The sequence below is a fragment of the Photobacterium lutimaris genome (genome assembly GCF_003025555.1).
Classification (GTDB): domain Bacteria; phylum Pseudomonadota; class Gammaproteobacteria; order Enterobacterales; family Vibrionaceae; genus Photobacterium; species Photobacterium lutimaris.
On the sequence record NZ_PYMH01000015.1, the window covers coordinates 51,135 to 70,098 of the forward strand.

The 18,964-nt window shown below is 51.4% G+C and carries 14 protein-coding genes; 10 read left to right on the forward strand and 4 right to left on the reverse strand.

The annotated features are described in order from the left end of the window. Positions 1-15 precede the first annotated feature (15 nt). Together leuB and leuA are read right to left on the reverse strand one after the other, a co-directional pair. Positions 16-1,104: a 3-isopropylmalate dehydrogenase gene (leuB, locus tag C9I99_RS22755; RefSeq protein WP_107351127.1), complete on the reverse strand. Its 1,089-nt coding sequence runs from the start codon at positions 1,102-1,104 to the stop codon at positions 16-18. Between the two features lie 2 nt (positions 1,105-1,106). Continuing rightward, on the reverse strand, positions 1,107-2,657 hold the full coding sequence (gene leuA / locus C9I99_RS22760) for a 2-isopropylmalate synthase (protein ID WP_107351128.1): 1,551 nt from the start codon (positions 2,655-2,657) through the stop codon (positions 1,107-1,109). 478 nt (positions 2,658-3,135) lie between these two features. Here leuA and C9I99_RS22765 point away from each other — a divergent pair, with 478 nt between their 5' ends. From C9I99_RS22765 to C9I99_RS27610, 10 genes are all read left to right on the forward strand, one after another. Continuing rightward, entirely contained in the window at positions 3,136-3,396 is a 261-nt protein-coding gene (locus C9I99_RS22765; RefSeq protein ID WP_133638290.1) for a hypothetical protein, read from the forward strand. Continuing rightward, positions 3,390-4,730, forward strand: coding sequence for an efflux RND transporter periplasmic adaptor subunit (locus C9I99_RS22770; protein ID WP_107351130.1), 1,341 nt, complete (start codon positions 3,390-3,392; stop codon positions 4,728-4,730). Before C9I99_RS22765 ends, C9I99_RS22770 begins: the two co-directional genes overlap by 7 nt. Then, a complete protein-coding gene (locus C9I99_RS22775) occupies positions 4,727-7,837 on the forward strand; it encodes an efflux RND transporter permease subunit (RefSeq protein ID WP_107351131.1) in 3,111 nt (1,036 codons plus the stop codon). The genes C9I99_RS22770 and C9I99_RS22775 overlap by 4 nt, the downstream gene beginning before the upstream one ends. Before the next feature lie 145 nt (positions 7,838-7,982). Further along, positions 7,983-8,486, forward strand: a complete 504-nt coding sequence (locus C9I99_RS22780) for a phosphatase PAP2 family protein (protein WP_208113450.1) — start codon at positions 7,983-7,985, stop codon at positions 8,484-8,486. 14 nt (positions 8,487-8,500) lie between these two features. After that, a complete protein-coding gene (locus C9I99_RS22785) occupies positions 8,501-9,607 on the forward strand; it encodes an MJ1255/VC2487 family glycosyltransferase (RefSeq protein WP_107351133.1) in 1,107 nt (368 codons plus the stop codon). A gap of 348 nt (positions 9,608-9,955) precedes the next feature. Continuing rightward, the gene (gene leuO, locus C9I99_RS22790) at positions 9,956-10,912 is read left to right on the forward strand and encodes a transcriptional regulator LeuO (RefSeq protein WP_107351134.1); all 957 of its coding nucleotides are present in this window, start codon (positions 9,956-9,958) and stop codon (positions 10,910-10,912) included. 296 nt (positions 10,913-11,208) lie between these two features. Next, positions 11,209-13,023, forward strand: coding sequence for an AMP-dependent synthetase/ligase (locus tag C9I99_RS22795; RefSeq protein ID WP_107351135.1), 1,815 nt, complete (start codon positions 11,209-11,211; stop codon positions 13,021-13,023). 568 nt (positions 13,024-13,591) lie between these two features. Beyond that, complete coding sequence (locus C9I99_RS22800) at positions 13,592-15,310, forward strand: acetolactate synthase 3 large subunit (RefSeq protein ID WP_107351136.1); 1,719 nt, start codon at positions 13,592-13,594, stop codon at positions 15,308-15,310. Position 15,311: 1 nt separating this feature from the next. Continuing rightward, a complete protein-coding gene (ilvN, locus tag C9I99_RS22805) occupies positions 15,312-15,809 on the forward strand; it encodes an acetolactate synthase small subunit (protein WP_107351137.1) in 498 nt (165 codons plus the stop codon). Positions 15,810-15,955: 146 nt separating this feature from the next. Then, on the forward strand, positions 15,956-16,084 hold the full coding sequence (locus C9I99_RS27610) for a hypothetical protein (protein ID WP_275937938.1): 129 nt from the start codon (positions 15,956-15,958) through the stop codon (positions 16,082-16,084). 9 nt (positions 16,085-16,093) lie between these two features. Here C9I99_RS27610 and C9I99_RS22810 read toward each other — a convergent pair whose 3' ends face one another. Both C9I99_RS22810 and pykF read right to left on the reverse strand, forming a co-directional pair. Continuing rightward, on the reverse strand, positions 16,094-16,762 hold the full coding sequence (locus C9I99_RS22810; RefSeq protein WP_208113451.1) for a GntR family transcriptional regulator: 669 nt from the start codon (positions 16,760-16,762) through the stop codon (positions 16,094-16,096). A 254-nt stretch (positions 16,763-17,016) separates the two neighbouring features. Further along, positions 17,017-18,429, reverse strand: coding sequence for a pyruvate kinase PykF (gene pykF, locus C9I99_RS22815; protein ID WP_107351138.1), 1,413 nt, complete (start codon positions 18,427-18,429; stop codon positions 17,017-17,019). Positions 18,430-18,964: the final 535 nt, after the last annotated feature.

Genomic DNA, 18,964 nt, shown 5'->3' on the forward strand with positions numbered 1-18,964 from the left:
TGCTCCTTGCTGCGATTAGGCTTGGCGAACGTACTGGGCTATTTTGTCGCCCATTTCGCTGGTGCTCAGTGCTGCGCTGTTGCCCGCTAGGTCAGCGGTCAGCTCACCGGCTTCCAGCGCTTGCGACACGGCTTGCTCGATAGCGCGTGCTGCCGGCTCTTCACCGAGGCTGTAGCGCAGCATCAGGGCTGCAGATAGGATCTGTGCCACCGGGTTGGCAATGTTCTTGCCAGCGATATCTGGCGCTGAGCCACCTGCAGGCTCGTACATGCCGAATTTGTCCTGGTTCAGGCTGGCTGATGGCAGCATGCCCATGGAGCCGGTGATCATCGCGCATTCGTCCGAGATGATGTCGCCGAAGATGTTCGAACACAGCATGACGTCGAACTGCGACGGATCTTTGATCAGCTGCATCGTCGCATTATCAATGTACATGTGGTTCAGCGTGACTTCTGGGTAGTCCTTCGCCACTTCTTCTACCACTTCACGCCACAGGATAGAGCTCTGCAGCACGTTGGCTTTATCGATGGAGTAAACGTTCTTGTTACGCAGCATGGCTGATTCGAAGGCAATACGGGCAATACGTTCGATTTCGTAACGGTGGTAAATCTCGGTATCGTACGCTTTCTCTTGCGGACCTTCACCTTCACGGCCTTTCGGCTGGCCGAAATAGATACCGCCAGTTAGCTCGCGTACCACCACGATGTCGAAGCCACGCTCGGAGATATCAGCACGTAATGGTGAAAATGCTTCTAGGCCACTGTGGATCTGCGCCGGACGCAGGTTGCAGAACAGCTGGAAGTGCTTGCGCAATGGCAGCAATGCGCCGCGCTCAGGTTGATCGTTCGGTGGCAGGTGTTCCCATTTCGGGCCGCCTACCGAACCGAACAGGATCGCATCCGAGGCTTCACAGCCCTTCATTGTTTCTTCCGGAAGGGGACAGCCATGGTTGTCGATGGCAATACCACCAACATCATACTCTTCGCATTCTAGGGTGAAACCGAATTTCTCTTGCACAGCGGCCAATACTTTGTGGGCCTGCTGCATAACTTCTGGGCCAATACCGTCACCCGGTAGAACGGCAATTTTATATGTACCTGCCATGGTTATACTGTCTCCATTTGGGATTTTTGTTTAATTTCTGCAATTTGATCGGCGCGATAAATGCTATTGATCACGTGAAGTAGTGCTTGTCCTGACGCTTCGACAATGTCGGTTGCCAAGCCAGTACCGTGGTACTTGCGGCCCTTGTAGTTGGCGATGATGTCGGCCTGACCCAGACCATCTTCGCCTTCGCCCTTGGCGGTAAGATCGAACTTGTCCAGAACGATTTCATAACCGGTTAGGCGATAAATACACTGGTATAGCGCATCGACGGGGCCATTGCCGACAGCGGCTTCGCATTTTTCCTCATCACCACACTGCAGCTTGATGCTGGTGGTTGCCATCACGCTACCGGACTGTACACTTAGGTAGTTAAGCTTGAAGAAGTCATCTTCATCGCGCAGGTTGGCAAAGTGCATCAGTGCTTCAAGATCGTAATCGAAGACTTGGCCCTTGCGGTCGGCCAGCTTCAGGAAATCGGTGTATAGGTCGTCCAGGTTGTATTCGTTTTCGGTGTAACCCAGTGCGTCCATGTGGCTTTTCACCGCGGCGCGGCCTGAGCGAGATGTTAGATTCAGTGCTTGGTTCTTCAGGCCGATAGACTCGGGCGTCATGATCTCGTAAGTATTCTTGTTCTTTAGCATGCCGTCTTGATGGATACCCGACGAGTGGCTGAAGGCATTGGCACCCACGATAGCCTTGTTGGCTTGTACCGGCATGTTGCAAAGCTGGCTGACCATCTTGCTGGTGCGGTGGATCTCATCGTGTTTGATGTTGGTGTGTACACCCAATAACTCAGCGCGGGTTTTGATGATCATGGCGATTTCTTCGAGCGAACAGTTACCCGCTCGTTCACCTAATCCATTGATTGTCCCTTCAACCTGACGGGCACCGGCTTGCACCGCAGCCATCGAGTTGGCGACCGACATCCCCAGATCATCATGGCAGTGCACCGAGATAATGGCCTTGTCGATATTCGGGACCCGCTCGAACAACTGGCTGACGATGCCGCCGAATTCGCTCGGTAGGGTATAGCCAACAGTATCAGGAATATTGATGGTGCTGGCACCGGCATTAATGGCTGCTTCCACCATCCGGCATAGGTTATCGATTGGCGTTCGGCCGGCATCTTCACACGAGAACTCCACATCATCGGTGTAGTTACGGGCACGCTTCACGGCGGCGACACCCATTTCAATCACGTCATCGTAGCTGCGGCGCAGTTTGTCCTGAACATGGACGGTGGAAGTAGAAATAAAGGTATGGATCCGAAATGCCTCGGCCACTTTCAATGATTCGGCGGCGACATCAATGTCTTTGGCAACCGCGCGGGACAGGGCACAGACTCGGCTGTTCTTGATGTGCTTGGCAATGGTCTGGACTGACTCGAAATCGCCCGGCGAAGAAACAGGAAAGCCCGCTTCAATAACATCAACCCCAAGGCGCTCAAGGGCATAAGCAATCTGCAGTTTTTCTTTCACCGTCAGGCTGGCGGATAGCGCCTGCTCACCGTCACGTAACGTGGTATCGAAAATGATGACCTGATCTTTCATTGCTACTTCCTTTCATTGGCTGCCGTATTGGCATTATCTGCATCCGTTTGCGCTGGCCTGTATAAGAAAAAACCCGCGCTGGCTGCGCGGGTTTTTGGAATTCTTAGTGGTGTTTCCCACTCATAAGCTACCCGCGCGATGTATTCACGATAAGGAGGAGGCTTAGGAGAAGAGATGAGAAACGCATTTTCATAATTGAAATATATCCACAAACTTGGTTAACAAATGAATACCAAATAGACAGGTGGACCGTCAACCATTAATTGCATGTTTATTTTATTTTTATGGTTATTCAGTTGATATTTCATGGCCATTACAACAAATCTGACCACTTGTATGCAGCGGGGGAGCGAGTGCTCGGTTGGGCGTTGAGCTAATGCTGCTATTTGTGTAGATAACAAAGATGTTATTTGTTTGTTGAATCCACATCAAGGTGAGGAGATCTCTCATATAGTAAAATTAATCAATTGATTACATTTTGGGGAATTATTGCCCTGTCGACATGGTCGGTAAAGCCGGGCGTCCGGTCAGTGAATCTGACACCAGAGACAGATTGATTACTGAGGCGAGGAAGCTGTTTGTCAGCTTTATGGTGTTTCCTTTTCTGATCCCGCCCTCAATGTTGACCATGCAAAATATTGAAATGGATGAAGCGTATTTGGCTGAACTTGTCGAGCACAATGTCAATGTGTTGGTACGTGGATTGATGATACCAAAGGAAGAGAATAAACCATGCTAAACAATCGTAAACTACTCCTGTTTCCTGCTGTGTTAGCCGGCGTGGTGATCTTGGTGTTGGCGATTAATTTGCGCCCATCGCCGGATGTAAAGCAGGTACTTGAACGTGCCAGGGTAGTCGATGTGATCAATCTTGAACAGCAGCAGCTTGCACCAGAGGCCGCGGGATTTGGTCGGGTTGCGCCGAAGGTGGAGTGGCAGGCCATCGCGGAAGTGACGGGCAAGGTGGTGTACCGCCATCCGGATCTGAACAAAGGACGGGTATTGGATGCGGGGACCATTTTGCTCAATATCGATCCCTTGGATTATGAATTGCGTCTGGCGCAGGCCGAAGCCGATGTCAGTGGCAGCCGAGCACAGCTGGCTAAGTTGACGCAGGAAGAGCAGAACCTGAAGACCACCTTGAAGATAGAAAAGAACCGTTTGGCGATCAGCAAAAGGGAGCTGGCGCGCAAGCAGGAACTCCGCACCAAAGGGTTGACCTCGCAGTCGACTGTCGATCTGGAGCAGCAGAATACGCTGGCGAGCCAGAAGGTGGTGCAGGAAATCGAAAACCAGCTCATTGTGTTGCCCAACGAACGCAAGGTCACACAGGCCCAGCTGGAGGTGAATTTGTCGCAGGTGAGCGAAGCAAAGCGCTCATTGCAAAAAACGGTGATCACCTTGCCGATCGATGCCCGGATCTCCAATGTGGATATCGAGCAGGATCAGGTGGTGAATACTCAGCAGGTGATGGTGGTGGCACACGGTATCGATACGGTGGAAATTGATGCCCAAATCGCCCTGCATGATATGCAGGTACTCGCTGCCAGTCTGACTCAGTACACCGCCCATGCCGATGGCAAGCCTCGGGCTGACCAGCTCGATCTCAGTGCTAGTATCCAGTTGTCCAGTGGCAGCTTTATCCAGCAATGGCCGGCGAAAGTGACTCGCATCAGTGATACGGTCAACGCCAATCAGGCCACCGTCGGGGTGATCCTTGAAGTTGATCAGGACTACCGCCAACTATCACCGGACTCCGCCCCGCCTTTGGTCAAAGGGATGTTTGTCGAAGCTCGGATTTCTGGTCAGCCCAACCCGCACTGGGTGATCCCCGAGCGGGCTTTGCATGGCGATAAAGTCTATTTGGTCGATAGTGAAGGTCATTTGAAAATCCAGTCGGTGACAGTCCTGTTCCGCCGTGATGGCCTAGTGGCGATCAGCGGAGAGCTGGCGTCCGGTACCCAGTTGGTGGTCAACGATTTGCTGCCGGCTGTCGCGGGCATGGCATTGAGAGTCGTGACCGTGAATGGCCAGCCGGTTGAGCAGGATCCGATTCAGGAGCCGGCGTCATGATCCGTTACTTTTCCCGTCACCCAACGGCCGCTAACCTGATGATGTTGGCCTTGATTATCCTGGGGCTGGTGTCTCTGCCTAAGATCAAGCGTGAAACCTTCCCGGATTTTGCGCCCCCTTATATCATTGCCTCGGTGGTCTATCCCGGTGCTTCGCCTCAGGAAGTGGAGGAGAGCATCTGTATGCGGATGGAGGACGCCGTGGATGGGTTGTCCAATATCATCGAGACCCGCTGTGAAGCGGTAGAAGGCTCGGCATCGCTGATCCTCAAGTTGACCAGTAGCGAGGTGGTCTCGCGGATGCTGGTGGATGTCCAGACCCAGATCAACGCGATCAATGATTTCCCGTCTGAAATCGAATCACCGATAGTCCGTGAGCTGGATTGGAACGAGCCGGTGGTTGATGTGGCGATCAAAGCCGATACCAGCCTGCCGCACCTCAAGGCGTATGCCGAACAGCTCAAGCGTACTCTCAAACTCGACTATGACGTTTCATTGGTCGATGTCAGCGGGTTTTCCGACCATCAGCTCAGGGTCGAACTTGATGAAGTGGCGATCCGTCTGCTGGGCTTGAGTGTCAATGATATTGCCAACAAATTGAGCCGGCAAAATATCAAACTGCCAAGCGGCAACATCGAGCTGGCGGATCGCAACCTATTGATCCGCTTCGACGAGCAGAAAATAACCCCAGAGACGATTGCCCGAACGGTTATCGGCGCAGATACCCAGGGAGCCATATTGCGCTTGGGGGATGTCGCGACGATTACCGATCGTTTCGCCCTTGATGAGCAGAAGGTGTTGTTTGATGGTGTGCCGTCGGCAATGCTTCGGATCAGCAAGAACAAGGCCGATGATGCGTTGCGGATCAAAGAGCGGGTAGCAGCGTTTGTCGAGGCGGAAAACCAGCGGGCACCGACCGGAGTGACCCTGACGCTGACCAATGATCTCTCGTCGCTTTTGTGGGATCGCCTGACCATGATGATCAGAAACGGCTGGCAGGGCGTCGTGCTGGTCTTTGCCGTGATGTGGCTGTTTTTCTCGTTCCGCTATTCATTCTGGATCGCCGCAGGTTTGCCGGTCGCTTTTCTTGGCAGCATGTATTTGATGGCCGCTTTCTCTTTGTCCATCAATATTATGTCGTTGGTCGGCCTGCTGATGGCCATCGGGATCATGATGGATGATGCGATAGTGATCTCCGAGTCGATAGCCTCCCACCTTGATCGCGGACAGAAGATCCAGGATGCAGTGTACAACGGGGTGAAGAAAGTGCTGCCGGGGGTGGTGTCATCATTCCTCACCACAATCTGCATTTTCGGTAGCTTGATCTTCCTTGAAGGGGAGATGGGCGCGGTATTGCGGGTGGTACCGCAAGTCTTGATCCTGGTGCTGTCGATCAGTTTGGTTGAAGCGTTCTTGATTTTGCCTCGTCACCTTAGCCATTCATTGCACCGGCAAAAGCAGGAAACACTGCCACCTACATGGAAGCGGAACTTCCTGATCCGGTTTGAGCAATTTCGCAATGAGCGCTTGGTCAATTGGGTTGCGCTGGTGGTGCAATGGCGTTACCTGTTTGTCGGTGGGGTGATTGGTTTGCTGTTTGCCTCCTTTGCCTTGCTGGCAGGTGGCGGCCTGAAGTTTGTCGGCTTTCCGGAGCTGGATGGCGATATTGCCGAAGCGCGGATCATCTTGCCGCCGGGCTCCACACTAAGCCAGACGGAAGCGGTGGTGCATGAGGTGGTGACGTCGGCGAAACGTCTCAATGCGCAATGGAGCGAACGCAACGAAGATGGCATGTCATTGGTCAAGAACATTACCGAGCAGTTCAACTTCAATGCCGATGCTGACGAAAGTGGCCCGCATGTCGCAACTGTCAGGCTCGATTTGCTCAGTGCCGAGATCCGCAATAGCCTGATCGATGAGTTTATTGATGCGTGGCGGGAAGATGTCGGTGAGCTGGCCGCGCCGGTGGCGTTGGTCTTCAAGCAACCGGCGATGGGGCCGGGTGGCCGAGCCATTGAGGTGCGGATGCAGCATGATGACTTGGCGATGCTCAAAGCCGCCTCTATCGAGACCCAGCAGTTCTTCAATGAATTTGCCGGGGTATCAGGCGTGCTGGACGATATGCGGATGGGTAAGCCGGAAGTACTGATCCGTCTGCGTCCGGGAGCCGAGTCCTTCGGGGTCGATGGCAAAATGATTGCTTCACAGCTGCGGGCGGCGTATTTCGGCCAGACTGCCGATGAGATCCAGATCGGGCCCGAGAACATTGAAATCGAGGTGATGTTCAACAAAGAGCGGGCGGCAGATCTGCAGGTCCTCTCAAGCTTTCCGATCATTTTGTCTGATGGCAGCCAGATCCCGCTGGCCTCGGTGGCAATTCTTGAGCATCAGCGTAACTATGTGCGGATCCAGCGTATTAACGGGCTGCGCACCCTCAGTGTTTATGGTGATCTGCAAGAGAGCGTGATCAGCTCCGGCGAGGTGCTGAGCCAGTTCAAAACCAAGCTGATGCCTAAGCTGCAGCAGGATTACCCAGGGCTGCGCTTTGACTTCGAAGGGGCGGCCAAGGATACCGCGAAAACCGGGCAGTCGATGGCAACAGGGTTTATGCTGGGGATCTTCGGGGTGTTTGTGATCCTCAGCTTCCAGTTCCGCAGCTACCTCGAACCCTTCGTGGTGCTGCTGGCGATACCGTTGGCCCTGATCGGGGTATTCTGGGGCCACTTGCTGCTGGGCCATCCGCTCAGTATGCCCAGCATGATGGGTTTTGTCTCGCTGGCCGGGGTGGTGGTCAACGACTCCATCTTGCTGGTGCAGTACATCCGTCACCACCTTGATGATGGCGACGACATAGAAAAAGCCGTGGTAGAGGCAAGCCGAGAGCGCTTCAGGGCGGTTTTCCTGACATCGCTAACCACTGCTGCCGGCTTGTTACCGCTGATGCTGGAAACCAGCTTGCAGGCCCAGGTTATCAAGCCGCTGGTGATCTCGATAGTGTTTGGGATCTTTACCTCAACCCTGCTGGTACTGTTCATGATCCCGGCGGCATACGTGATCTTGTCTGACTTCAAATTGGTACACCGCCATGAAAATTTAGCCTCCGCTTAATTTCCGGCAAACCGTTGGCAATCCTTTCGCAACAGGTATGTATGCTGCGCGGAAGGATTGTCATTATCCCTCCTCTAAAGCGTCACTGCGTTGTCATATCCCTTTTCTAATCTGATCCAGAGTTAATCAGCTTAGGATCTCGACAATGACCTTACTGACACCGTTACAGCGAATTGATTACGCATTTTCGGCGCTTTGCCTCTGCCACCGTTTCAACCTTCAAGTTGCGCGTTTTAGTCGTGCGATATCCCATACCGGGGATGGTCACCTGTATGGGATTTTTGCAGCACTGGCATGGGTTGCTGATCCTCTGCAGGGAGCAGATGTAGTGACAACTGGGTTACTTGCATTCGCCCTCGAACTTCCGGTTTACCTTGTTCTGAAAAATTGCTTGAAGCGCAATCGCCCGGAAGCGTTGCCGAGCTTTATTACACCATCGGACAAGTACAGCTTGCCGTCGGGCCATACCGCCGCGGCTTTTGTTATGGCCTCGCTCATCACGGCATTTTATCCGGATACCGCCTGGTTTATCTGGCCGTGGGCGGTAGCGATAGGTTTCTCCCGTGTGCTGCTAGGGGTGCACTACATTACCGATGTCATTGCCGGGGCGCTGCTGGGCATATTGTGCTTTCAGCTCATGAGTTTCTAAGGAGTAGCCAGTCAATGAAGATTCTTTATGGTGTTCAGGGGACGGGCAATGGCCATATTTCACGGGCTCGAGAAATGGCCAGGGCATTTTCGGTTCTGGGAGCCGATGTCGACTTTCTGTTTTCAGGCCGTCCTGATAATCGCTATTTTGATATGGATTGCTTCGGTCAGTTCCAAACTCGGCGTGGGCTGACCTTTGTCACCGAAAATGGTGAAGTGAGCCGTTGGAAGACCCTGACCAGCAATCACTTGGCGACGTTTTGGCGTGATGCCCGCAATCTCGACTTAACCGGCTACGATGTGGTACTTAATGATTTTGAGCCGGTTTCTGCCTGGGCGGCGAAAAAACAGCAGGTTCACAGTATCGGGATCAGCCACCAGAACGCTTTTTTGCACGACATCCCAACCCAAGGCCAGACCTGGTTTGATGGCTTGGTACTGCGCAGTTTTGCTCCAACGGCCCAGCAGTTGGGCGTCCATTGGTTCCATTTCAACCAGATGATCCTACCGCCTATCGTGCCGATGGGGGAAGTATCGCTAGCCAGCGATCAGTCGGTATTGGTTTACCTGCCTTTCGAGAACCTGCAGGCGGTACTTGGTTTGCTGACCCGCTTTACTCAAGTCCGTTTTTACTGCTACCACCCCGAGGCCAGTCATGATAGTGAGTATGGCAATATCAGTATCCGTAAACTCAACCGAGAAGCGTTCCATCATCGACTGCACCGTTGCTGCGGCGTGATAGCCAACGGTGGGTTCGAGCTCCCCTCTGAGGCGATGCACTTGGGCAAGAGACTATTGCTCAAGCCATTGCATGGCCAATATGAGCAAATCAGCAATGTCATGACCTTGGAGATGATGGGGCTGGCCAGCTCGATGAGCTACCTCGATCCTGCTGCGGTGAGAAATTGGCTGGACAGTGATCCTGCCGGCCGGGTGAAGATACCCGATGTGGCGACGGCGATAGCTCATTGGGTACTATCGGGGAATTGGCATAACTGTGATGAATTATGGCAGCAGCTTTGGGAGCGGGTGGAATACCCCGAGATCGTCCAAGAGGCAATGATTGAGTGGTATACCAATCATGACGCCACTCGCTATAGAACATCGATAACGACGATTTAACATCTTCGCACTCGTTGTTAGTTGAAGGGCCGGTGTTGGCCCTTTTTGCTTTCTTTTAACCCTTTAATTTTGCTTATAATTAAAGCTTTATTTTAATTACAGATATTTTAGAACTTTTTACATTCCACCTAAGTATATGTATTGTAAGTCTTTGTATTCTGAATTCAGTTTTTTACATATAACGGCACCAATTTGCTGATACTCGCCTATTTATTTCGTCAATCTATTTGAAACATACTGGCCTCACCCCGCAAGAGGGAGTCAGTTTTCAGAGGCATCGGATTGCCCAACTATTCACCGGCGGCATAACGGATTTTGCCCCATAATGGTAATTAATAGAGGCAAATAATGGCACGCAGAAATTCATCTATTCACCCTGCTGATGGGTATAAAATGGAATCCAATTTACGTAGCGTTGATCTTAATCTACTGACCGTGTTCGATGCAGTGATGCAGGAGCAAAATATTACCCGTGCAGCGCACAACTTGGGTATGTCCCAACCGGCGGTGAGCAATGCCGTTGCGCGATTGAAAGTGATGTTCAACGATGAGCTGTTTATCCGCCATGGGCGCGGGATCCAGCCGACCCAGCGTGCCAAGCAGCTATTCGGTCCGCTTCGCCAGGCACTGCAACTGGTGAAAAACGAACTGCCATCTTCCATCTTTTCGCCGGATACCTCGACCCGCACGTTTAAACTGGCCGTTTGCAGCCCGTCGGATATGCGCTTTGCTCCGCGTATCTTGAGCCAAGTAACCGAGCAGGCTCCTTATGTCAGAGTACAGGTTGAAGCTGAGATGGATGCCGATCTGACCCAAAAGATGCGCTACCAAGATATTGATTTTGTAATTGATTATGTGCGTTTTGACGAGCCTGGTTTTTGCAGTACTGAATTGTTCAGCGATGAACTTGTTGTGGTGGCTGCCGGTAACCACCCGCGCATTGGCGAGACCATTACAGAGGCCGAGTTTGGCCAAGAGCAGCATGCCGTAATGACGTCGATCCCTGGGGTGAAGATGTTTGCCGACCATATCTACAACAGCCATGCCAGCTATCAGGAAGCCTACCAAGGGGTGAGCCTGAGCAACATCATGTATGTCGTTAGCCAGTCTGAGCTGATTGCCGTGGTGCCGCGCTGGCTGGCTAACGTGACTGCTGCCAGCCAACAGCTGAAAATTTTACCACTGCCGGTTGAGTCGGCCAGGATTTCGGGTTACCTCAGCTGGCACGAGTCTTCGCAGAAGGACAAAGGCCATATTTGGATGCGTGACCAACTGCTAGCCGTGTGTGGTGACAGCTCTATCTAATCGGATTGACTATCCTTTGCGAACAGACGCCAGCGATTGCTGGCTTCTGTTTTTCATAAAGAGTGAAATTATGCCGTTATACTGGTAGTAAACGGTTAGTTAGACGTATTTCCTTACATTTTGTAGCCACGCTATTAGGGAAAGGTAGAGCCTTTGTAATATCTGGCTTTTCAATTCTGGTCGTACCAGAGAAATAGGGTTTTTGTGAGGTCACGGAGTTGCCTTTCTCCCTACGTCACGGGTAGACTCCCCAGCGGAATAGGCTTACAGGTGTAAGCCAGAATGGCAGAGTAGTTATGGCTAAACGTGAATTTCATATCGTCAACCGTATTCGTTCACAAGTTGAACGCTTAGGTGATCAGGTTGCATTACGCCACCAAGTGGCAGGTCAATGGCAGGATATCCGCTGGAGTGAGTTTGGTGAGCAGATCCAACAGCTCGCGTTGGCTATGGTTGGACATGGCCTGAATGTCCAAGACAAAGTCGGTATTTTCTCCAACAACATGCCACGATGGACAGTGGCTGACTTTGCAACACTGTATAACCGAGCTGTAACTGTCCCCATTTATCCAACCAACACCCCGCAGCAAGCGGCATACATTATCAATGATGCCGGGATCCGCATCTTGTTTGTTGGCGAGCAAGCTCAGCTTGATGCTGCTGTTTCAGTGGCTGGTGACTGCCCAGAGCTTGAGCATATCGTGGTGATGGGTGAGGTAGAGAGCCTGACCGAACACCCGTTAGTCATCCGCTTTGACGACTTTGTAGCGGCTGCCGAGACTGCGGCGCAAGACACCCTGGCCCAGCGTTTGGATGACGCGGCAATGGATGATCTGCTGACTTTGATTTACACCTCGGGCACTACGGGCACGCCGAAAGGGGTGATGCTCGACTATGCCAACATCGGCTCACAGCTTGAAGGTCACGACCAGAAACTGGCACTGGAAGAGGGCGATGTGTCGCTGTGTTTCCTTCCTCTGTCGCATGTTTTTGAGCGCGCATGGACCTTCTATGTATTGCACCGTGGCGGGGTAAACTGCTACCTGTCTGATACCAACCTGCTTAAAGAAGCCTTGGCCGAGGTGAAGCCGAATGTCATGGCGGCGGTGCCAAGGGTTTACGAGAAGATTTATTCCACCGTCCACGACAAGGTTGCCCGTGCACCTTTCCAGCGCAAGGTGATCTTTACCTGGGCGGTTAACATGGGGGCCCGCATGGCCCTGGCGCGTCAGGAGTGCCGAGAGCCATCTTGGATGCTGAAAAAGAGCCATGCTCTGGCAGACAAGCTGGTATTGTCGAAGCTACGGGCCATTCTTGGCGGCAATATTAAGTTTATGCCGTGTGGCGGTGCCAAGCTGGACGAGGGCATTGGCCGCTTCTTCCATGCTATCGGTATCAACGTCAAGCTGGGCTATGGCATGACGGAAACCACGGCGACGGTATCGTGCTGGGATGACAAGTGCTTCAACCCGGATTCAATCGGTATGTCGATGCCGGGTGCCGAAGTGAAGATTGGCGAAAACAACGAAATCTTGGTGCGTGGCCCGATGGTGATGCGCGGCTATTACAATATGCCGGAAGAAACCGCCAAAAACTTCACCGAGGACGGCTTCCTAAAAACCGGTGATGCGGGTCATATCGATGAGGACGGTAACGTCTTTATTACCGACCGTATCAAGGAGTTGATGAAGACCTCCGGCGGTAAGTATATTGCTCCGCAGGTCATTGAAGGCGCCATAGGTAAAGATCACTTTATCGAGCAGATCGCGGTGATCGCCGATACGCGCAAGTTCGTATCAGCCCTGATTGTCCCTTGCTTTGAAACGCTCGAAGAGCACGCCCGTGAGCTGAACATCAAGTATCATGATCGGATGGAGCTGGTTAAGCACAGCCAGATCATCGAGTTGATTGAAAAGCGGGTGATTGAATTGCAAAAAGATCTGGCCCGCTTCGAGCAGGTGAAGAAATTTACCTTGCTTCCGAGCGCCTTCTCGATGGATAAGGGTGAACTGACACCGACCCAGAAACTGCGCCGTAAAGTCATTCAGGATCGCTATCACCAGCAAATCGAGCGGATGTACGAAGAAAGCCACAAGGCGGCGAGTAAGTAGTACTCGGTGCCAACCGGATGAAAAAAGGAGAGCCTCGGCTCTCCTTTTTTATTTGCCTATCGGTTCTGAGTATTGCCGCGAGAATTGGGATATTCCAGTCGTTAGTGAGCGCTGTGGTTTGAGCAGTTGAACCTACCGGTGATCGCTACTGCTACGAAGCTATATGCTGCTCACTACCGTTACTTCAGCCATTATCTTGATGGATATTTGCTCATTTCAGATGAAACTTGTTAACTGCTTTTGGGCAATAGACTTGATTGCTAAAAAAACGTTACAGTTGTTGCGGATTACTGCTTGAGTTATGACTCTGAGCAGATGACATAGCGTGAAAGCATGATTTCATTTTATTAGGCTAAAAATAAGCCCTAACTATGTTATATCAGCCTGTATAGCTAATTGAGGTAGTCAGGAACATTTGGCTGCGGTATTCCCGTTCTCAGACTAGCGCAACCCGTGCTGATCTCCCGCTGCTTGCCCCTCCAGTCAAGCCGCCGGTATCAGGCCGCTAGCCGACAGCAAGGAATGAATTAGCTATGCAGGGTGGTATACGCGACCTGGAGGCAGAAATATGGAAATGTTGTCCGGCGCCGATATGATTGTTCGTTCGATGATCGATCAAGGCGTGAAACATATCTTCGGATACCCTGGCGGTTCAGTACTCGATATCTATGATGCGCTGCATGAGAAAAGTGATATCGAGCATGTACTGGTTCGGCATGAACAAGCAGCGGTGCACATGGCAGATGGTTACGCCCGTGCTACTGGTGATGTCGGCGTGGTGCTGGTGACATCTGGCCCTGGCGCTACCAACGCGATTACGGGTATTGCAACTGCGTATATGGACTCCATTCCAATGGTCGTACTCTCCGGCCAGGTCATGAGCAACCTCATCGGTAACGATGCCTTTCAGGAATGTGACATGGTGGGTATTTCCCGCCCTGTCGTCAAACACAGCTTCTTGGTTAAAAAGCCGGAAGATATCCCAGAGATCATCAAGAAAGCCTTTTACATTGCCGCTAGCGGCCGTCCTGGCCCGGTAGTTATCGACATCCCTAAAGACATGCTCAACCCTGCAGAGAGTTACCCGTACAAGTACCCCGAGTCGATTGCGATGCGCTCGTACAATCCGACGACGCAGGGTCACAAGGGGCAGATCAAGCGTGGCCTAAAAGCTTTGCTCGCCGCCAAGAAGCCGGTGCTGTACGTCGGCGGTGGGGCGATCATGGCTGACTGTAGCCCGCAGCTGATCAAACTGGCCGAGAGCCTCAATATTCCGGTGGTCAACACCCTGATGGGACTGGGGGCTTTTCCTGGCTCGCACCCGAATAACCTCGGTATGCTGGGGATGCACGGTACCTATGAAGCGAATATGGCCATGCACAATTCGGATTTGATTTTCGGTATCGGTGTGCGCTTTGACGACCGCACCACCAATAATGTCGAGAAGTACTGCCCGAATGCCACCATCATGCACATCGATGTCGATCCCTCATCCATTTCCAAGACGATTGCCGTTGATATTCCGATTGTCGGCTCGGCCGATACCGTACTGAATTGCATGCTGAAAATGCTCGATGAGCAAACAGCCCATAATGACGACGCCGCAATTGACGGCTGGTGGAGCGAGATAGCATCGTGGCGTGGTCGTCAGTGCCTGAACTATGCCAAGGATAGTGAACGTATCAAGCCGCAGGAAGTTATTGAAGTACTTCACCGGTTAACCAATGGTGATGCCTATGTGGCTTCGGATGTCGGTCAGCACCAGATGTTTGCTGCCCTGTACTATCCATTTGATAAGCCTCGTCGCTGGATCAACTCTGGTGGCCTTGGCACCATGGGCTTTGGCCTGCCTGCCGCGATGGGGGTGAAATTTGCCCTGCCTGACGCCGAGGTCGTGTGTGTGACCGGAGATGGCAGTATCCAGATGAACATCCAAGAGCTGTCGACGGCGTTGCAGTATGATATCCCGGTTAAGATCATCAACCTGAACAACCGTTTTCTCGGTATGGTTAAACAGTGGCAGGATATGATTTATCAAGGCCGCCACTCGCACTCCTACATGGACTCGGTACCGGACTTTGCCGCGATTGCAGAGGCCTACGGCCATGTTGGGGTACGGATCTCCGATCCGAATAAACTGGAAGAAGAGTTGGAGAAGGCACTGGCGCTGAAAGACCGGTTGGTCTTTATTGATATCAGCGTCGATGAGACCGAACATGTCTACCCAATGCTGATCCGTGGTGGGTCAATGAGCGAAATGTGGCTGAGTAAAACGGAGAGAACTTAATATGCGCAGGATTGTATCAGTACTTCTTGAAAATGAGGCGGGCGCATTGTCACGGGTAGTCGGGTTGTTTTCCCAGCGCGGCTATAATATCGAGTCTTTGACGGTTGCCCCGACCGATGACTCGACGTTATCCCGCTTGAATATTACCACCAATGTTGAGGATGATGCGGCACTGGAGCAAATTGAGAAACAGCTGCATAAGTTGATTGATATTCTCAAAGTCAGCAACGTGACTGAAAGCGAGTATCTCGAGCGTGAGCTGATGCTGGTTAAAGTCAAAGCTAGCGGTTTTGCAAGGGCGGAAGTAAAGCGCACTGCCGATATCTTCCGTGGCCAGATCGTCGATGTGACCAGCCAGATCTACACCGTCCAGCTGGCCGGTACCAGTGATAAACTCGACGCCTTTATTTCAGCTGTCGGAGAGGCAACCGAGATTATCGAGGTTGCTCGTAGCGGAGTGGTGGGCATCGCCAGAGGTGAGCGGGCGCTTAAGGGCTGATCCCGAACGAGAGAGTGTCTCAGGTATACAACACCCGGTGCTTTCACCGGGTTTTGTTTTTTTTCCTCCCTGAAAGTCTAGCCTTATTAGACTAAAGTCTAATAAGGCTAGGTGCCAACCGGGTAGTATGGCACTAGGGGGAAGCGATGAATCATAAATTCTTGGCAAGGCTGACAGTGCTTGGCCTGTTGTTGCTCGGTTTCAATGTCAGCGCCTTGTATTTCCTGCTGGCGGTATTGGTGCTCAACACTCACCACAAGGAGATTTTCTGGTAGTGCCAGTAACTACTCCAGATCACCTTTGATCATTTCTAGGGCGCGCTCTGAATGCGTCGCCATAATCGCGAGCGCCTGCTCGGTATTGCGATCCAATACCGCCTTCATCATTGCCTCATGCTCGCCATTATCGTGGTAGCGCTGTTCAAACTGGCGGTGGCGGCTTACCCATATATGGCGATAACGTTCAATTTGCTCGCAAACCTGACGGTATAGCGCCAGCATCGTCGGTGACTGGCTGCCTGCCAGCAGGGCATGGTGAAAGTCGCTGTGCCGTTGCTCCCACTCAGAAAAGTCGGTGTTGGCTTGCGCCGGGTTTAACCGACTCAGCTTGTGAAAGCTGGTCAGGATATTGAGCTCCCAAGTTTCATCCCCGTGCTCAATGGCACGTCTTAGCAGGATTTGCGATAGCTCTTGATTGGTATTGAACAGATCTTCCAGTTCAGCTGCCGAGACATTGGCAACCCAGCAGCCTTTCTGCGGGGCGAAGTAGACGTATTTTCGCCAAGCCAGTTGGACAAGGGCTTCACGGATCGGTGAAGCGCCGACGTTGTATCGTTGCTTCAGATCGGCAACAACGAGTTTTTGGCCGGGGGGTAGTTCTCCTGTCAATATATCCTGGCGGATCATTTCCATGACTTTATCGGCAAGGGTAGGGCTGGACACGTTCTTCCTCATTGTGTTGTTTCAGCGCAGCAAAATACGCAGTGTTACCCGCAAAGTTAAACCCAAAAGGCATATGCTCCAAGGGAATATCGCATGGTGAAGTATATCGAGGAAAAAAGTGGAGGGCGATTGCTAAGTTTCATAATTGTGAGAGGTCATCACAGATCACCTCGGTGATTGGTTAGGAAACCAGCAGGGGATGTTATACCGACAGCAAAAAAAAACGGGAGCCGAGGCTCCCGTTTTAACAATCAGCGCAATGACACTTATAGTACGTGTACAGAAGCTGTGTTAGTTGTGCCTGAAGCAACTAGAGCGCCAGATACCATAACAACGATATCGCCTTTCACGCCTAGGCCAGTTTTCAGTGCAATCTCTTTACCGTGCGCGTAGAACGCGTCAGTGTTGTCGATAGACTCAACAACAACAGGAGTAACACCCTTAGTAAGAACTAGCTGTGCAGCCGTCTTAGTGTTAGTCGTTACAGCGATGATGTTTGCTGTTGGGAAGTACTTACGTACTGAACGTGCAGATTTACCCGCTTCAGTTGCAACAACGATCAGTGGAGCAGCTAGTTTCTCAGCTGTGTCTACTGCACCTTTACATACCGCTTCAGTGATACGTAGGCGTGGGCTGTCTAGGCGAGAACCTAGTTCTGCTTTAAGCGCGCCATCTGTACGTGAACAGATTTGAGCCATGATAGAAACAGACTCAACTGGGTATTTACCCTTAGCCGTTTCACCAGATAGCATTACTGCATCAGTACCGTCCATTACGGCGTTCGCAACGTCACCCGCTTCTGCGCGAGTTGGACGTGGGTTGTTGATCATAGAATCAAGCATCTGCGTTGCAGTGATAACCATCTTACGAGCGCGGTTACACTTCTCGATCATCATCTTCTGAGCGAAGATAACTTCTTCAGCTGGGATCTCAACACCTAGGTCACCACGAGCAACCATGATACCGTCAGATAGCTCAAGGATTTCGTCGAAGTTGTCAACGCCTTCCTGGTTCTCGATCTTAGAGATGATGTGGATGTTTTCGCCGCCGTTTGCCGTAAGGATCTCACGGATTTCCTTAACGTCAGACGCTTTACGGATGAAAGAAGCCGCAACGAAGTCAACGCCTTGCTCACAACCGAATACTAGGTCAGCTTTATCTTTTTCAGATAGTGCAGGAAGGTTTACAGAAACGCCAGGTAGGTTAACACCTTTGTTCTCACCTAGGTCACCGTTGTTAAGTACTTTACACTTAACTTCAGTTTCGTTGGTTTCTAGTACTTCCATTTCGATCAGGCCGTCGTCAACAAGGATAGTGTTGCCTTTTGCCAGGTCTTTAGCGAAGCCAGGGTAAGTTACCGCCACACGGTCTTGGTTACCGATTACAGAAGTGTCAGTTGTGAACGTGAACTCCTGACCAGCAACAAGAGAAAAGTCTTGACCGCCTTCAAGCTTGATAGTACGAATTTCTGGACCTTTAGTGTCTAGAAGAATCGCAAGTTGCTTACCTGTGTTGGCCATTACTTCACGGAAGTTAGTGATGCGTGCAGCATGCTCTTCGAAGTTACCGTGAGAGAAGTTAAGGCGCATTACGTTCATGCCAGCATCAACTAGCTTAGTAAGCATTTCTACAGATTCTGTTTTAGGTCCAATCGTACATACGATCTTGGTCTTTTTCATTGAGAATGGTCTCCGGACGAACTTTTACCCATGGGAAATTTGAGTCACAGGTTATACCTGAAAAAACGTGTGATTGATGTTGAAATACGCCTACAAAATGTGGCGAACGTCAAATAAACGCAACGTCGTTCCCGGTGTCGTCTGTGACAATACAAATTTTTCAAAAATATTGCCTTACAGAAGCAGTTGGATTGCTTTTGTAAGGCATCTCTTGTGAGCCAAAGCAGCCGTTAACACTGAAGGGCTATTGGCAAGGTGTCATCAGTATACTGTAGCTGCATGACGCTTGTGTGTCTCCCTGACATAAATTGGCAGGTCAAACAAGGGGCATATACTAGCATAGTCAAACTGTTTAATCACCTTGTGATAACGCGCAAAAATTTAACGCTTGCTCAAAGAGAGGGTGAGATTATCTACATATTTCACAGATTTTTTTTGTTTATTATCAATTGATGATTTATTTAGGAGAGAAAAATAAATCAAAAGTCGTAGGCCGGTTAAGCTTTCAGCAAGGCTGGGCGGAGTTGTGCTTTGG

Bases quoted from the DNA above. Each gene is read 5' to 3' on its own strand.
- leuB (WP_107351127.1), bottom strand. From the start codon at position 1,104: ATGGCAGGTACATATAAAATTGCCGTTCTACCGGGTGACGGTATTGGC.
- leuA (WP_107351128.1), bottom strand. From the start codon at position 2,657: ATGAAAGATCAGGTCATCATTTTCGATACCACGTTACGTGACGGTGAG.
- C9I99_RS22770 (WP_107351130.1), top strand. From the start codon at position 3,390: ATGCTAAACAATCGTAAACTACTCCTGTTTCCTGCTGTGTTAGCCGGC.
- C9I99_RS22775 (WP_107351131.1), top strand. From the start codon at position 4,727: ATGATCCGTTACTTTTCCCGTCACCCAACGGCCGCTAACCTGATGATG.
- C9I99_RS22780 (WP_208113450.1), top strand. From the start codon at position 7,983: ATGACCTTACTGACACCGTTACAGCGAATTGATTACGCATTTTCGGCG.
- C9I99_RS22785 (WP_107351133.1), top strand. From the start codon at position 8,501: ATGAAGATTCTTTATGGTGTTCAGGGGACGGGCAATGGCCATATTTCA.
- leuO (WP_107351134.1), top strand. From the start codon at position 9,956: ATGGCACGCAGAAATTCATCTATTCACCCTGCTGATGGGTATAAAATG.
- C9I99_RS22795 (WP_107351135.1), top strand. From the start codon at position 11,209: ATGGCTAAACGTGAATTTCATATCGTCAACCGTATTCGTTCACAAGTT.
- C9I99_RS22800 (WP_107351136.1), top strand. From the start codon at position 13,592: ATGGAAATGTTGTCCGGCGCCGATATGATTGTTCGTTCGATGATCGAT.
- ilvN (WP_107351137.1), top strand. From the start codon at position 15,312: ATGCGCAGGATTGTATCAGTACTTCTTGAAAATGAGGCGGGCGCATTG.
- C9I99_RS27610 (WP_275937938.1), top strand. From the start codon at position 15,956: ATGAATCATAAATTCTTGGCAAGGCTGACAGTGCTTGGCCTGTTGTTG.
- C9I99_RS22810 (WP_208113451.1), bottom strand. From the start codon at position 16,762: ATGAGGAAGAACGTGTCCAGCCCTACCCTTGCCGATAAAGTCATGGAA.
- pykF (WP_107351138.1), bottom strand. From the start codon at position 18,429: ATGAAAAAGACCAAGATCGTATGTACGATTGGACCTAAAACAGAATCT.